Raw genomic sequence first — 15,981 nt, 5'->3', positions numbered from 1 at the left:
AACGGCCTATTCAAATTATAGGCGGCCGCCCGGGTTAAGTGCGGACTGATTGCAAAGGGCATTCCCTCGCATGTTTCTACTCCGCACGATGTCGTCACTCATCCCTAAGATCGCCTGGCCGCTGTTCGTGATCAGCATCGGCGCGCTGCTGGTGGTGATCTGTTTCGGCGGCACACGGGTGTACTACGACGGCAATTATTTCGGCTGGTTCGAGACTTGGGAGCATGGCTGGCCTGGCGTGTTTCTCACTCGGGGCGGCTACAGCACGTCTGCACGTTATTCCTTTTGGGTGGATGTTGATGAATTTCGTCCGTGGACGCTGTTGCTGGACACCTCAGTCTTTGCGGCGATTCTTGGCGTGTTGATTATTGTTCCGTACTGGTTTCGGCGGCGCTCACGCGCCCAGCATCGCGGCGCGGTGTTCTCACTCTTTAGCCTGTTTGTAGCGGTAACGATTTGCTGCCTGCTGCTAGGTAATATCGGTTACTCTTTGGCCCAATCGCGCAATGAGCGGTCGGCCATGGCGAAACTGCGGAAGCAAGGTCATCAAGTCGAGATTAAGTACATCGGTCCTATTTGGTTAGCGCGACTGCAGGGTGGAATCAATCCTCATCAGGAATCGATGTTGCATGGCTGCAGGAGCGTTCACCCTCATTTTACCAAGGACGACAGCCTGCAGGACTTGTTAGCGCAGATGCGGCCGTTACGGCATCTTGAAAGAATAGATTTCTCGGGGTGCCTGATCTCAGACGAGGATTTGCGGACTCTAACTATTCAGCATTGCACTGGGCTAAAGTCGCTCGCATTCAAGGGCACCTTCGTCACTGGTTCATCGTTCGTTGAACCGCGCCATTGGCCGAGATTGAAGGTTGTTGTGGCGAGCGACTCTTCTTTGGATGACGCCGGCTTCGACAAGCTGGCCAAGATTCCTTGCCTGCAGTGGATCGAAGTATCCAACACCAAGATTACTAGGCAAAGTATTGCCACTGCAGAGAAGATGCCAAACCTGAAGACCTTTGTTGCCAAAGGTATCGGTTTCACCGCCGCCGACTGCGCCGTGCTTAAAGAGCGCGGCGTCGAATTTTATCTGGAAGATTAGTCCCGCAGGCGACTACTGCGATTGGCCGCGTACAACCGGTTGGTTCTCCATTCCGCCGGGTTGACCCAAGCGACTAGCCGAGCGGAGCAGATCCTGCGACGAACCGCGCGGGGCGAGGCGGGCGTCGGTTTGCAGAATGCGGATCACTTCGGCTGGCGGGCGATCGAGCATGAAGATCTCGCTCTGCTTCGCCGGGTTCGATTTCGAGCGGACGATGACGATCACTTCCGAGTCATCCTGCCCCGCAAGCGACGGCGGCGCGGTCGGTGCGGCGTAGTTGGCTGGCGGCATCGTAGCGACGTTATTGCGCGGCATGGTAGCGACGTTATTGCGCGGCATGGTAGCGACGTTATTGCGCGGCATGGTCGCTGACAAGCTATTCGGCATCGTGGCCGGCATGTTCGGGAGCGGCGCGGGTGCTGGTGGAGCAATCGATTGTTCGAAGCTCGCGGCAGCAACTTTTCCGGCATCCTTTTGATAGATCGCCGAGAGATTCATTTGATCGAGCTGACCGTGAACCGTGGCGAGCGCGGCATACAAGCCGTGATTTTCTTTCGCATTGGCGCTGTTGCACACGCCGATCAAGAGACCACTTTCGGTGAAGAGCCCGCCGCCGCTGCGACCTTCGACGGGAGCACCATCGGCAGTGAACCGCGGTGCACCCATGTAACGATTGGGCGTGATGAAGCTGTTGCGAAGGCTGGGGGCAGCGCCTTTATCGCAACCGATGGTGAAGACCCGATCGCGCGGTTGCACCGCGTAACCGGCTGGGGCGATCGGCGCCGGCTCGATGGCGACGCCCGGATGAATGCTCACGAGGGCGATGTCGCGGTCTTCGGCTTCGTAGGTCAGCAGCGTTCCTTCGACGGGGCGTGTCGCGCCGGGTGCGAAGAGGTCGACGGTGATCTTGGCCTGGCCTTTCGAGTCGCGAAAGACGTGGCCGCAGGTGAGGACGAGGGCTTCGTCTTCGTGGCAATCGATGATCGTGCCGGTGGCGAAATCGCTGTAGCGGCTATCTTCGACCTTCAATCGCACCGTGGCCCAGCCGGCCCGTTGTTGCGGCGAAATGCCGGCTGCTCCGCGAGCGGCCGGTTGCGCGACGGGAGCGTTGTAGTTGGCAGGCGCCGGTTGCATTTGCGCCATCTGCGACGGTTGCTGTTGAACCGGTCCAGCAGGAGCGCTGGTGTATTGCACTTCCGAATTAGTGAGCGGTTGTTGCGCGGCTGGTGGTTGGGCTGCGACTTGTTGCGTCGCGCCGCTGGGCCGATAGCCGACTGAGTGGAACAGGCCGCTCAGTTCGTTGAAATTCGACGAGCCTTCGACGCGATTGACTTCGCGGCCGCGGCTGAAGAGGGCGAACGTCGGCAGGCTGCGAATCTTGAATTGCTCGGCGTACTGCGGCTGCTCGTCGACGTCGACTTTTTGCAGCGGATAGCCGGCGGCGTTGAGTTGCTCGACGACGGGATGCATGGCGCGGCAGGGACCGCACTTGGTCGAATGAAACTGCACCAGCACGGTGTCAGCATCGGCAGAGCACAGGGCCAGAAGAATGAGCGCGGGAAACGCGGACATGGCTTTCCTCCTTGAAAGCGGAAGCCAAGGTCGCGCAACTGACAAACAATCAGCGCGAACCAAGCAGCATGCTGCTTGTCCTGTAAGCTTCCTTGCTGGGTACAACCGACTCTCGACAGGCGAGCACAATTCCTTTGCAGTCGCTGCCGTGGATTCGCTGAGCAAGTGACTAGTAACGAGCGGATTTGCGGGGCCGCAGGTTCCTCAGCCAATTGCGATAAAAGCAATGTGTGTCAGAATTGAAAAAGTTACAAGATCAACTTGGTTGGAAACCTTAGGCGAGTCACTCCGTGACTTGCAACAGGCGTTGGACGAGCGACGTTCGAATCGGTTTTCGGCCTGAAAACAGGCTGAAAACGAGATATGGCCATTACTCGCCCCGAGGCTGTTGCGAGTTACGGAGTAACTCGCCTACGGGACTTCGCCGCTGAAAGCGAAACGCATGCCACAGGCCGCTGAAAATGTTTTGCCGTTTGAATTGCGCGAGCTTACGGCGGGCGATTACGACGCCGTGATGCAGCTTTGGAACAGCGCGCCGGGTGTGCGGACGAATGAACCTCGAGAAGAGTACGAACGCATTCTGCGCCGCAACCCTGGCCTCGGCACGGCAGCGTGGATCGGCAGTGAACTGGCCGGGGCGGTTCTCTGCTGCCACGACGGCCGGCGCGGCTATCTCTATCATCTGGCCGTTGCCGAACAGTTTCGCCGCCGCGGCCTGGCCCGGGCGATCGTCGATCACTGCCTGCAGTTGCTCACGGCGGAAGGCATCCAGCGCTGTACGATCTTTCTCATTGCCGATAACGAAATGGGGAAGACCTTCTGGCTGAACCACGGCTGGCGAGAGCGCGTTGATCTGGTAGCGTTTGCACGAGACTTGTCGTAGCTCAACTCCGAAATTCGCCGAGGCCACTAATGTTTCTCGACTCCTCCGAAATGCTCCGAATTTTCTTCGCGATCTCGCATGCGCGGATTCACGAAGAGATTGTGGCGGGCGAGCGCGATCTCGAGGGACTGTTGGAGGAGGCGTTTGCCGCCCATCAGGCCGCGCGAGGTAGCATTGATCCGCTGGTGATTGCCGAAAGTTTTCATAAGCAGATGGTGCGGGCGAAGGTGCTGCAGTTGCGTGACGAAATTCCAGTCGAGGTCAGGCTCATGTATGCGGTGATGCCGACCGAGCACATCGCCGAACAAGCGGCGGCGCTCGCACAAGAGGAATCGCACAGTGGAGAGCCGAGCAGCGAGGACAGTGAACTGTTTGACAAGGCGAAAGCGACGGCCTTCACGACGATTTTGCGTCGCTATGAACTCGGGCACATTGCCGACATGTTTGAGAACGATCGCCCGCAGTTCAACGAACTGCGCGAAGCCGGCCGCAAGCTCATCTTTGACAACAGCGAAATGGAATAACGTTGAATACCGAATCGGCTTCTGTTTTCCATCACCGCCGTCGCGTCGCCTTTTCGGAAACCGATCTGAGCGGCGGTTTGCACTTTGCTCAACTGCTGCGCTATTTCGAAGAAGCCGAGCAAGCGCTGTTTCGCCACTTGCAGATTCCAATGTTGTGGCAGAGCGACGATGGCTTGTCGCATGGCTGGCCGCGCGTGTCGGCTGAGTGCGATCTGCTCGCGCCGATTCCGCTGGCGGCAGAGCTCGAGATTGCAGTCCAGGTCGAACGCATCAGGCACACCAGTGTGCGCCTCGTGTTTGAAGTTTTTCACCAATCGCAACTCGTGGCGCGAGGCGCGCTGCGGTTGGCTTGTATTGCGGCATCACCGGGGCAGCCGATGCGCGCAGCGGCGATTCCCGAGGAGTTTGCCGGGCGACTGAAGAACTTCGCAGCATCGACTGAGGTAAAATAAGGTCGAGATAATTCCACCCACTTCCTTCACGAGTTGCCCGATGCACTGGAATTCACTGTGGGCGACCGTGCCGGAGATGGAGGCGTTCTGGAAAGCGCTCGAGCGAGGAGATCTCAAGACCGTTCGCAAACTAGTCGCAGCCAATCCCAAGCTGCTGCGCTGGGAACGGGGCGACGCCAGGCAACCGCTCGATTTTTTCGCGACGTGTGCCAACCCGACGGGCGAGTTGTTGCAGTTTTTGCTATCGCTGGTGACGGACGAATTTGCCGCGGAGGCTGACCCTGTGGTGACGGCTTGTCGGGCGGGAAGAGAGGATACGTTGCGGGCGCTGCTCGATGCAGGTTGCGATCCCAATGGTAAGAAGGTCGATCGTTACGAAACTCCGCTCCACGTCGTGGCAGATGCCGGGAACGACAAGTTGCTCAGCATTCTGCTGGCCGCCGGCGCCGATACCGGCATCGAAAGCTTCGGCAAGGTGATCCCGCTGGAGGCCGCCCAAAAGCGTGGTCGTGCCAAGTGCGTGGAGTTGCTCCTCGGCCATCCTGCGAAACACCGAATCCCTTTTCATAATCACCGGCGGCCAAAGGACTCCTTTGAAATCGATCTTGTCAAAGAAGAGAAAGCCATTCGTTCGCTGATGAAAAAAGGAGTTCGCGAGTTGCTCGCGCGTAAGATAGAAGGCCAAGTCACTGCCGTGGCGCTGCTTGGTTCGGGCTACCAAGGCTTTGTCGAAATCGGCTTCGAGACGGGAAGCTTCGATCCTCAGAAACCCGACTGTGGCGCCGATGTTTCGTTCGCTGGCTTGGCACGTCGTGACTATCCACAGTGGAAGAAAATCTATGCAGTGAACAATCGCGTGACGATTCGCTACGGCGGCAAGAAGCCGGCGAATCAGACCACGCGGGCCATGTGCAAAACGATGGACGAACCGTTTTTTCGCTTTTTCAGAACCACGCTGATGGCAGCGATGGAGGCCGGCGATTTTGACCGCCTGCCGCTGGCAAATGACTGCTTATTCGGCGTGCAGATGTTCTTTTTCCACCTGAGTGAGTTCTGGAATCGGCGAGGAAAAAAGGTGGCGTCGGTCAACACGTAGGTCGTTGCCGGTGTTTCGAAAATGGATTGCTTTTGCTATCGTATATCAATAACTGACTAGGTTTCCGCCTGCCGGTCTCTTTTGCTGTCTGCATCATGCTTGAACTTCGCAACGTCAAAAAAGCGTTTTCTGAACCGGGAGGCGGCCTGCTGCCGATTCTCGAGATCCCGCATTTTCGCGTGGAGACGGCGGAGCAAATTGTCATCGTCGGCCGGAGCGGCTGCGGCAAGACGACGCTGCTGCATACCATCGCTGGTATCAGCCGGGCCGATAGTGGCGAAATTTGGCTCGATAAGATCAACCTCGCCGCGCTGTCAGAAGCGGGAGTCGACAAAGTGCGAGCCGACAAGATCGGCTATGTCTTTCAAACGTTCAATCTGCTCGGCGGCTTTACCGCTTACGAAAATGTTTTGCTGGGGATGACGTTTGTCCGCGGCCGCAAGGATCCGGCGCGAGCGAAACAACTGCTGAAGCGCGTCGGCCTTGAGCATCGGAGTCATCACAAGCCACGGGCGATGTCGGTGGGTGAGCAACAACGCGTTGCCGTGGCGCGGGCGCTCGCGAACAAACCGAGCCTGCTGCTAGCCGATGAGCCGACGGCGAATATCGATCCGCGCAATCAGCAGATGATTGTCGATTTGATTCGCGATACTTGTCGCGAGGAAAACATTTCGCTGCTGCTGGTGACGCACTCGCCGGAAGTGGCGAAGCAGTTTGACCGCGTGGTGCAGCTAGAAGATGTGAATCGGGTGAATGCAGAAGGCAGAATGCAGAAGGCAGAATGAAAAACAACGCACTCTGTATTTGCCTTTTATTTTGCATTCTGCGTTCTACATTCTGCATTCCGAAATTGAGAACAAACTCATGAGCTTATTCACCATTGCCTGGCGAAGCATTTTGCAGCGCGGCGTGGCATCGGCGCTCACCTGCCTGTCGATGGCGCTGGGCGTGATGCTAGTGGTCGCGGTGCTGACGATTCACGGCGTGCTGTCGAAGTCGTTCTATAGCAACGCCAGCCTCGGCTACAACCTGATCGTTGGTGCGAAGGGTGGCAAAGAGCAACTCGTCCTTAATACGGTTTTTTATCTCAGCGCGCCTGTCGAGAACGTTTCATACGACTACTACATGGAGTTTCTCAAACGTGGCGATCGCGCGGTGCTGCTCAAGGATTCGTTGAAGCTGCGCGGTCACGAACAGCTGTGGCAAACGGCAGAGCTCGCCAACTTTGGCATCGCTGCGGGCGTCGAGCAGTTGGCGATTGAAAGTGCGCTGACCGGTGAAAAGCAGATCGACGTGACCTGGAACAGCCTGAATCGGAACGGCGAATATGGTTCGCAGTGCGATCTGGTGATTCCTGTTTGCCTCGGCGATTACTACGGCCGGTTTCGCGTGGTGGGGACGACACCCGCGATGTTCAACGATCTCGTGTGGGACCTGGAAAACAACCGCAAATACGAGTTCGCGCAGGGGCGGAACTTTCAGCACCGCAGTGTCGAGCATGGTTACTTCGAAGCCGTGGTTGGCTCGCACGTAGCCCGCGAGATGGACCTGAAAGTGGGCGATCAGTTCTCTCCCGCGCACGGCGCGGTCGATGGCCATTCGCACGAACGAAAGTTCACAATCGTCGGCATCTTGAAAGGCAGCGGCACGCCGATCGACAAGGGCGTGTATGTGAACATGGAAGGCTTTTACTTGATGGAGGATCACGCCAAGTCGGTGGTCGATCCGCGTGAAGCTCGCAAGAATCCAGGCGAACCGCGCGAGCAACTGTCGGACGAAGAGGAGAGGCAGAAGTTCTTCAATAACCAGCGCAAAAAAGGCATGCTCGAACGCGAGCCCGATCCAGATCCGCTGCCGACGGAACAGCGCGAAGTAACCGCCCTTCTCATCAAGACCGAAATGAAGCAAGGCTTGTACCTGGAGGGCGCGATTAACAAAGACAAGAAGAACGGCGCTCAAGCCGTCGCCCCGGTGGCAGTGATTGTCGGGATGTTTGAATTTCTGGTGCGGCCCGTGCAGTTCACGCTACTGGCGCTGACATCGGTCATTTGCGTCGTCTCGGGCATCAGTATTCTGGTGAGCATCTACAATTCGATGAACGACCGCCGGCATGAGATCGCGGTGATGCGGGCGCTCGGCGCCGATCGCTACACCGTGAGCCGCGTGATCTTGTACGAAGCGGTGCTGCTCTCACTCGGCGGCTGTGCGATCGGCTGGCTGTTTGGCCACCTGGCGTGTTTGATTGCGAGCCCGTGGATTGAAATCCAAACCGGCTTTGCGATCGGCTTTCACGGCTTTGGCGAGCCGTTTTTCTATCCGTTCGAACGCGTGCTACCGTCGCTGAGCGAGAAGGTTTATTTTCCCGTCGAATGGCTGATCGTGCCGGCGCTGGTGGTGCTGTCGATCATCGTCGGCATTTGGCCGGCGCTGAGTGCCTATCGCACTGATGTGGCGCAATCACTAGGCAAGTAACCTCGCTGTCGATCATTCCTCAAAGCGATTGGCTTTGAGCGTGACAATCTCCAACTGCATGGGCTCGCGCGCTTCATTCGATTCGAGCGGCGAGGATTGTTCGTCGATCACTTCCTCACCGCCGGCGATGCCGACGAGCACACACAGGTCGAGCAGCGTTTCGGATGCATAACGGCCTGGCCCGAGAACCATGTGCAGATCGAGTAAGCCGCGGTTGAAATCGTCGGAGAGCTTCCAGGGATTATCGCGCATGCCGCCGCAGTAACCGAGGTTGTCGGTGTTCGGCTCGGGGCGAAAGAAAAACGCCAAGCCGGAGTAAATCAGAATCGCACCCGCGATGACGGCAGCCGATTGCACCGCCGGCAAGGCTTGTCGCAGCGATGGATAGGCAATGCCCACGGCCATGGCAATCATCGCGGCCAGGCCGGTGAGTTTCAGCAGCACCAGCCATGCCGGCTTCCGTCGCGTGACGTAGGTGTCGTTGATCTCGATCGTTCCCACGGCATCACGGTTGGCGTATTCGTGAGAGTATTCGTAGTAGTTCAGCCACATGAGGGTATTCCGGTTCCCTCTCCCCGGAGTACCGAGGAGAGAGAGTAATGCGGATGGAATAGGACATCGAAAACCTACTACAAATTCTTCCCCACTCTCGGCTGGTTCTCTTTTTGCCGATTGCAACGATTCTCGCTTGCATCGCCGTTGCCTGATCCGCACAATTCAACTGCCTACCCTTCAGCTCCCAGCCAGCCTTACCCCGCCCGGAGATTTGTTCGCATGAAACGCCTCTTCCGCTCTTCGTTGGCACTGCTCGCTCTTGGTTTGTCGTTTGCTCCCGCAATGGCGCAGGTTCCCTACGCCGCCGGCGATTGGCCGCAGTGGCGCGGGCCGAATCGCGATGGCATTAGCCTCGACAAAGGGCTGCTGAAAGAATGGCCCAAGGATGGTCCGCCGCTGCTGTGGCAGGTCGATACGGTGGGCGTCGGTTATTCGTCGATCGCCATCAAGGGTGGCCGGATTTATACGCAGGGGGATATCAATGGCGTCGAGCACATCATGTGTCTCGATGCGAAGGATGGCAAAACCTTGTGGCAGGTGCAGCCCGCTCCCGTCGCTGCCGTGCTGACGACGAAGCTCGACAATGAGGTGAAGCAACTCGATCGCAACAAGGATGGCAAGATCGACGAACTCGAAGCCATCGCCAAGTTCGGCTGGGATTGGAACAAATACGATCGGGCCACCGGCGGCGACCTCGAAGCCATTGCCGCCAAACGCTCGGCGGCACTGCTGAAGGAACTCGACAAGAACAACGACGGTCAGCTGACATACGCCGAAGCGGGCAACGCCCTGCGCGATACGTTTGAACGAATCGATTCTCAGGTCAAAGGGGCCGATGAAAATGCCATCGCCACAGCTCGAACTGCGGAACATTTGAAAGCGCTCGATAAGGACGGCGACGGTCGGCTGTCGAAGGATGAAGTGAAAGGGAGCGCTCTGGAGCGGCACTTTGGGCGAATCGAAGTGAAGGATCCGGCCACTCAAAAGGGTGGCGATCTCCTCTCGGCCGAAGAACTGACGGCGGCGTTCATCAAATTCGAAGCGGGCCGCGATGGCGTGATTTCGGCTGCAGAATTGACCGCTTATTACGTGAAAAACAAGATCGCTGGCGACGGCGAGTTGTCGGCAGAAGAGCTCCGCGGCGCGATCGGTGGTTATCGCAATGGCATGGGCGATGGCCCGCGCGGCACGCCGACGGTCGACGGCGATCGCGTGTATGTCGAGGGTGGCAATGGCGACGTCGCTTGCCTCGAAGCCGCGACCGGCAAGACGATCTGGCACGTCAATCTGCGAGCTGATTTCGGCGGCGGCACGCCCGGCTGGGGCTATTCCGAATCGCCGCTGATTGTCGACGACATGGTCGTCGTCACGCCCGGCGGCAAGGGTGGCACGCTGCTGACGCTCAACAAATTCACCGGCAAAGTCATCTGGCAGAGTGGTGGCGTGACCGAGGGCGCGCACTATTCATCGCCGGAAGTGGCGACCATCGACGGCGTGCGGCAGATCGTGCAGTTCGCCAATAAGAGCGTCTTCGGCGTGACGCTGAATGAAGGCAAGCCGCTCTGGAGTTACGCCGCGCCGGCCAACGGCACGGCCAACTGCTGCTCGCCGATCATCGATGGCAACCTGGTGTTTGCCTCGAGTTCGTACGGTACGGGTGGCGGCCTGACCAAGGTCACTTCGGCGGGGAGCACGCAGCAAGCCGAAGAGGTGTACTTCGAGAAGAAAATGGCTTGCCATCACGGCGGCATCGTGAAGGTCGGCGACTTCATGTACAGCAACGGCGGTGGCGCGCTGATCTGCATGAACTTCGCGACCGGCGACATCGCCTGGCAAAACCGGGCCAGTGGCAAGGGCTCGCTCTGCGTCGCCGATGGCATGCTCTATCTCCTTGGCGAAGGACACGAACTGGCCCTGGCCGAAGTGAACACCGAAAAGTACGTCGAGCACGGCAAGTTTAAGCTCGATGGTCATGGCAAACCCGCCTGGGCTCACCCGATCGTCACTGGCGGCCGGATGTATATCCGGGACCAGGAAAGCCTGCGGGTGTATGACGTGCGGGCGAAGTGAGATGGCAGGGGCTAGAGACTGGAAGCTGGGGAAAAGGCGGACGGACGAGGCTCCCTCCTGCCTTTGTCAAACTGACAGCCGGCATCTTCCCCTCCGGATCGTCGCTGCCAAATTCGCTGCTGGGGAGCGCCAGGCTTTTCGGACAGAAGTCTGTAAGTGCCAGCAGTGAAATATGTTACGTGAAATAAGTGCGATCTGGCGCGCACTTTGCTTAACTGTCGCGGTCTATCCGCTTTCCGCGAAATTCTGGCAGTCTGCCTGTACCTTTCCAGCGTCCTCGCTGCAAAGGTTTGCCGGCGACTGTCATTCTCACCGATACGTCTTCCCTTACGATTGATTCGGAGATTTTGAGCAATGGCTGCCGCGACCAAAGACACTGCGACGAAAGACAAGAAGAAGGCCCCCGCCCAACTGAAGCTGCAACCGCTGGGCGACCGCGTGGTGGTGGAGCGCGACGCCGGCGAATCGAAGACCGCGGGCGGCATCTTGCTGCCGGACGCTGCCAAGGAAAAGCCCCAGCGTGGCGTGGTCGTAAGCGTTGGCAACGGCAAGTTGCTCGACAACGGCTCGCGTGGCGCGCTGCAAGTCAAGGTTGGCGATCGCGTCATCTTCACGGCTTGGGCCGGTGAGAATTTCAAGGTTGGTGACGACGAATTGTTGCTGATGCGCGAAGAAGACATCCTGGCCGTTCTGGAAGACTAGTTCCGTAGGATAGGCTTCCAGCCTGTCCGCCCTGCCTCATTTCTACCAATACACCCGCACATTTTCCGGACAGGCTAGAAGCCTATCCTACTGGAGTTTCTCAATGCCCAAGATTATCGCTTTTGATCAGGAAGCCCGCGAAGCTATCCGCCGCGGTGTTGCCAAGCTGGCCAAGGCCGTGAAGACGACCCTCGGTCCCAAGGGCCGCAACGTCATCGTCCAACGGAGCTTTGGCAGCCCGACCGTCACCAAGGACGGCGTGACTGTGGCCAAGGAAATCGACCTGGAAGACGTCTATGAAAACATGGGCGCTCGCATGGTTCGCGAAGTCGCGAGCAAGACCAGCGACGTCGCCGGCGACGGCACCACCACCGCCACCGTGCTGGCCGAAGCCATCTTCAACGAAGGCCTGAAGGCCGTCGTCGCTGGTGTAAATCCGGTGCAGCTCAAGATCGGCATCGAAAAGGCCGTGGCCGACATCACCGAGAAGCTGCAAAAGGCTTCGATCAAGATCAAGGAAAAGAGCGAGATGGCCAATGTGGCCTCGATCGCCGCCAACAACGATCGCGAAATCGGCAAGCTCCTCGCCGATGCGATGGAAAAGGTCGGCAAGGACGGCGTCATCACCGTCGACGAAGGCAAGAGCCTGCAGACCGAGACCGAATGGGTCGAGGGCATGCAGTTCGACCGTGGTTACTTGTCTCCTTACTTCGTGACCGATCCGAACACGATGCAAGCGGTTCTCGAGAACCCCTACATCCTCGTGTACGAAAAGAAGCTCACGAACATCAAGGAACTGATCCCGGTTCTCGAACAAGTCGTGCAGCAAGGCCGCCCGCTGTTGATCATTGCTGAAGACGTCGAAGGCGAAGCCCTCGCGACGCTCGTCATCAATCGCCTCCGTGGCACGTTCCAGATCGCCGCCGTGAAGGCCCCCGGTTACGGCGATCGTCGTAAGGCGATGCTCGAAGACGTGGCCATCCTCACCGGTGCTCAGCCGATCTTCGAAGCCCTCGGCGTGAAGCTCGAAAACCTGCCGATCACGGACCTCGGCCGTGCCAAGAAGGTGATCATCGACAAGGACAACACGACGATCATCGAAGGCGCCGGCAAGAGCGACGACATCAAGGCCCGCATCGATCAGATCCGCCGCGAAATCGGCAACAGCACCAGCGATTACGATCGCGAAAAGCTGGAAGAACGCCTGGCCAAGCTCTCGGGCGGTGTTGCCAAGGTCAACGTTGGCGGTGCGACCGAAAGCGAAGTCAAGGAAAAGAAGGCTCGCGTCGAAGACGCCCTGCACGCCACCCGCGCTGCAGTTCAAGAAGGCATCCTGCCGGGCGGTGGTGTGGCTCTGCTCCGCGCTGCTTCGCAAGTGAAGGCCGGCGATGATTTGGCCACCGATGAACTCGTCGGCTACAACATCGTGCTGCGTGCTTGCCGCGCTCCGCTGATGATGATCGCCACCAACGCCGGCCAAGACGGCGGCATCGTGTGCGAACGCGTCGTCGAAAGCAAGGGCAACCAAGGCTACAACGCCCTGACCAACGTCTACGAAGACCTGGTCAAGGCCGGCGTGATCGACCCGACGAAGGTGACCCGCACCGCTCTGGCCAACGCCGCGAGCGTGGCCACGCTGCTCCTCACCAGCGACGCCCTGATCGCCGAAAAGCCGAAAGACGACCACGGCAAGAAGAAGGGTCACGGCGGCGACCACGACATGTACTAAGCGATTTGCTTAGTATCCGTTGAAGAAAATCGAAGGCCCGCGAATGAAGTTCGCGGGCCTTTTTTGCGTATGGAGACAATTTGATGAAGTCCCGTGAAGATGATCTCGTTTTCGAGCTTTTCCCACGGAATGAATGGCGCACCAGCGGTGCCTACTTTTGGGACGATTACATCGAGAATCTCCCGGAATGGCGCGAGTTGCGATACACCTGGATTGCCAGTTCGCGCTGGGGTGATCAAATCATCGTTACAGATAACTCACCTTTGCATGTGGGTACTGCACTCTACATGCATGGCCCGGATGTCGCGGGGCCGATTCATCCCAATCCAGCCTGGATCGAAAACATTATCTACTTGGGGCCATCCATCGACGCTTGGCTCGCGCGCGTGCAACGGTTCGGCGATGAGTACTCAATTGTTCCTGGTTCAATCGATGAACATTTGGGTTCAGCAGCTGATGAGTATCGGACGATCTATCGACAGTTGAATCCAGGACTGCAGTGGTGAGTGGCAGACTCACTACTTCACCAACTGCCAAACCGAAAGCTCCAGGTCTTTGCTCATCGCCGCGACGCGGTTGCCGTCGGGGGAGAGGGCGATGTGCGTGACGTCGTAGGGCGACTTCACGGCGAATAGCGTGTCGCCGGTTTGCGTGTCGTGTACGCGGATGATCTTGGCGGGTGATAGCCTGCGCCAATCAGGCTGGGAACGAAAGAACGTTTCATCGGGATCGATCGAGCGTGGGAAAAAAACTTGCGACACAGGCGCGCCCTGGGCGCAGATGGCGAAGCGGTCGCCGGTCGCGCTGAATTGAATGCAAGTCACGCCTCCCAGCACGTCGGCAGCCGAAATCAACTGCAGATTGCGGCCGTCGTAGATGTTGGTTCGCAAGTGAATGAACTTGCCCCCCGGCACCAAGCCGCAGAGGGGATTGGATTCGGACGGCCGCATGGGCACCTTGGTTTGAATCCGCGCCCCTGTCTCGGTGGGGGCATTCGCCTGAACCTCGATCCAGGCAGACCTGGGGACATAATCTTGTTTGTATCGGCCATGGGCTGGTTCGAAGCCCATCTTCTTAAACGTCCAGCGTTCGCCATTCTCCGCGGTTGCGAACGTGGTGTTGCGAGCGGCTCCATTCGCAGGGACCGGCTGTTGGTACTCGCGCACCGGCTTGGTGTGCTGCTCGAGTTGACCGGTGGTCGAATCCCAAATCAGCCGTTCGTCGCGCTCGGAGCGGAGGCCCAGCGTGCGATTGTTCGGCGCGAAGCGGAGCTCGCGCAGGTCGTGTTGCGTCAATTTTATTTCGGAGGACTTCCACGTTGCCAGCGGTTTCAAGTGCTCGGTCCGCGCGAGCGCAGCGGGCAAGGCGACGTAGTCGTTCAACTGTTGTCGATCGATAATGCCTTGCGCCTCTTGCCCCCAGCCATATGAAGCCATCTCGCGCAAGCGCTTCAAGCGGTCCAAATATCGCGAGGCAACTTGCTCGGGAGGAAGCGCGAGGAGCAGCCAGGCCAGACTGTGATTTTGGCCTGCGTCGAATTTTGCATACGGGTCGCTGGGTTCCTGTTGCGGCTGTACCACAGCCCGCGCAACCTTGGCGGAAACGGGCTGCGGAAACGAATCACCCGCAAAGGCGCGCTCGAGCATCAAGTCAGCGAGGCGAATATGTTCGAGCGGTTCTTCGCCTTCGAGCAACTGTAGAATCCGCAGCAAACGCCATTGCTGAAAGTAAGGATCGGCGACATCCCAATCATCGCTCAGCAGATGCGATTCGATCGCGCGAATGACCTCTGCTTTGATATCGGCTTGTCCGTTCAGCAAACGGGCGTTGGCTAACCGGCGCGCGATGTTAGACGACGAGCCGAGCAGGGCAATTGCCTCGGCCGGCGTTCCCATAAATTGCACTTCGCGGCAATCGATTTTTTGGCCCGCGACAGTTTCGCGCGACCGCGGATATTGTTCCCGCCGAGCGAGCGCCGCGACAACTTGCGGCTCGCGCGCAAGATCCCAGACGGCGGCGAGGTCATGCACGCCCAGCTTGTTGTCCATGATGAAATAGATGAACGGCCCCGCTCCACTCAGCGGTACGGGGGAGCTTTTGGCGGCCAAGGTCGTCTTGATTTCTTGCCCGGGTTCCAGGCCACCCGAGAGGATGCGCTCGACGACGATCGTTTGCTTTCGGCTAGCGATTTCGGGAGGAGCATCGGTCTCCTTCACCGGAGTCCATTGCGGAATAACGCTGAGCGGGCCCGCGTTCGCGATTTTGCCGTCCGGCGGATCGCGGGGCCTGGCGACGACGATCGCGCGCGAGCCCAGCACCAGCCGGTCCAGGCGAACTGTCGCAATCACCCGCGCCGTAGCCAGCTCTTCCGGTGGCAGAAACTGATGCCTGTGCGCGTAGCGATCAAAACCAAAGCCCAACTGCTTGCTGTCGAGCGTGCTCTGCAAACTGAACACGCCACTTGGCTGCTGCTTCGAGAATCCCCGTTCCGAAAAACCAGGCTCACCGCGCTCGAGCAACTCGCTCAACTTGGGAAAAGGAATGACCGGCCCCGGATCGTTACCGAACAACACTTCGTGGACGCGCAATTCCAGGCCAGTTCCCGCCGCGGCCGGCTGCAGCGTGCCGTGCACCATCAGCGCCACCGGCCGGCTACTCGTCCGGTCCTCGTCACTCAAGGCTGGACAAACAATCGTAGGAGCTGTTTGCTGCGCGGCGCAAATCGCCGGGAGAATCCCCAGAAAGGCGAGCACTAGGCGGCCGCACTGCCCAACTAGCATCGTTCGCATGAATAGCTCTCGCCGATAGCCCTGAGGTGCAATCTACC

At 58.6% G+C, this 15,981-nt stretch carries 14 protein-coding genes; 11 read left to right on the top strand and 3 right to left on the bottom strand.

Annotation, left to right across the window (positions count from 1 at the left end):
* Positions 1–88 precede the first annotated feature (88 nt).
* The gene (locus M9Q49_RS25945; protein WP_254512201.1) at positions 89–1,099 is read left to right on the top strand and encodes a hypothetical protein; all 1,011 of its coding nucleotides are present in this window, start codon (positions 89–91) and stop codon (positions 1,097–1,099) included.
* Between the two features lie 12 nt (positions 1,100–1,111).
* Here the strand turns inward: M9Q49_RS25945 and M9Q49_RS25940 are convergent, their stop codons facing one another.
* Positions 1,112–2,671 (bottom strand): trypsin-like peptidase domain-containing protein, encoded by a 1,560-nt coding sequence (locus M9Q49_RS25940; RefSeq protein ID WP_254512200.1) that lies wholly within the window; start codon positions 2,669–2,671, stop codon positions 1,112–1,114.
* Between the two features lie 442 nt (positions 2,672–3,113).
* Between M9Q49_RS25940 and M9Q49_RS25935 the strand changes: the two genes are divergently transcribed.
* From M9Q49_RS25935 to M9Q49_RS25910, 6 genes are all read left to right on the top strand, one after another.
* Positions 3,114–3,554, top strand: a complete 441-nt coding sequence (locus tag M9Q49_RS25935; protein WP_254512199.1) for a GNAT family N-acetyltransferase — start codon at positions 3,114–3,116, stop codon at positions 3,552–3,554.
* A gap of 29 nt (positions 3,555–3,583) precedes the next feature.
* Positions 3,584–4,078, top strand: coding sequence for a hypothetical protein (locus tag M9Q49_RS25930; RefSeq protein ID WP_254512198.1), 495 nt, complete (start codon positions 3,584–3,586; stop codon positions 4,076–4,078).
* Between the two features lie 2 nt (positions 4,079–4,080).
* On the top strand, positions 4,081–4,530 hold the full coding sequence (locus M9Q49_RS25925; protein WP_254512197.1) for an acyl-CoA thioesterase: 450 nt from the start codon (positions 4,081–4,083) through the stop codon (positions 4,528–4,530).
* Between the two features lie 40 nt (positions 4,531–4,570).
* A complete protein-coding gene (locus M9Q49_RS25920; protein WP_254512196.1) occupies positions 4,571–5,626 on the top strand; it encodes an ankyrin repeat domain-containing protein in 1,056 nt (351 codons plus the stop codon).
* A 95-nt stretch (positions 5,627–5,721) separates the two neighbouring features.
* Positions 5,722–6,411, top strand: coding sequence for an ABC transporter ATP-binding protein (locus M9Q49_RS25915; protein WP_254512195.1), 690 nt, complete (start codon positions 5,722–5,724; stop codon positions 6,409–6,411).
* 79 nt (positions 6,412–6,490) lie between these two features.
* A complete protein-coding gene (locus tag M9Q49_RS25910; RefSeq protein ID WP_254512194.1) occupies positions 6,491–8,098 on the top strand; it encodes an ABC transporter permease in 1,608 nt (535 codons plus the stop codon).
* A 12-nt stretch (positions 8,099–8,110) separates the two neighbouring features.
* Here the strand turns inward: M9Q49_RS25910 and M9Q49_RS25905 are convergent, their stop codons facing one another.
* Entirely contained in the window at positions 8,111–8,650 is a 540-nt protein-coding gene (locus M9Q49_RS25905; protein WP_254512193.1) for a hypothetical protein, read from the bottom strand.
* 222 nt (positions 8,651–8,872) lie between these two features.
* Here M9Q49_RS25905 and M9Q49_RS25900 point away from each other — a divergent pair, with 222 nt between their 5' ends.
* The 4 genes from M9Q49_RS25900 (at position 8,873) to M9Q49_RS25885 (ending at position 13,660) form a co-directional block, all read left to right on the top strand.
* On the top strand, positions 8,873–10,723 hold the full coding sequence (locus M9Q49_RS25900) for an outer membrane protein assembly factor BamB family protein (protein ID WP_254512192.1): 1,851 nt from the start codon (positions 8,873–8,875) through the stop codon (positions 10,721–10,723).
* A gap of 354 nt (positions 10,724–11,077) precedes the next feature.
* Positions 11,078–11,425, top strand: coding sequence for a co-chaperone GroES (locus tag M9Q49_RS25895; RefSeq protein ID WP_254512191.1), 348 nt, complete (start codon positions 11,078–11,080; stop codon positions 11,423–11,425).
* A gap of 103 nt (positions 11,426–11,528) precedes the next feature.
* Entirely contained in the window at positions 11,529–13,154 is a 1,626-nt protein-coding gene (gene groL / locus M9Q49_RS25890) for a chaperonin GroEL (protein WP_254512190.1), read from the top strand.
* An 83-nt stretch (positions 13,155–13,237) separates the two neighbouring features.
* On the top strand, positions 13,238–13,660 hold the full coding sequence (locus M9Q49_RS25885) for a hypothetical protein (RefSeq protein ID WP_254512189.1): 423 nt from the start codon (positions 13,238–13,240) through the stop codon (positions 13,658–13,660).
* A 12-nt stretch (positions 13,661–13,672) separates the two neighbouring features.
* Here the strand turns inward: M9Q49_RS25885 and M9Q49_RS25880 are convergent, their stop codons facing one another.
* Positions 13,673–15,943: a hypothetical protein gene (locus tag M9Q49_RS25880; protein WP_254512188.1), complete on the bottom strand. Its 2,271-nt coding sequence runs from the start codon at positions 15,941–15,943 to the stop codon at positions 13,673–13,675.
* Between the last annotated feature and the right edge of the window lie 38 nt (positions 15,944–15,981).

The sequence above is a fragment of the Anatilimnocola floriformis genome, from assembly GCF_024256385.1.
GTDB lineage: Bacteria > Planctomycetota > Planctomycetia > Pirellulales > Pirellulaceae > Anatilimnocola > Anatilimnocola floriformis.
The sequence above is the reverse complement of the archived record's forward strand: the minus strand, read 5'-3'. Positions and strand labels throughout refer to the sequence as shown.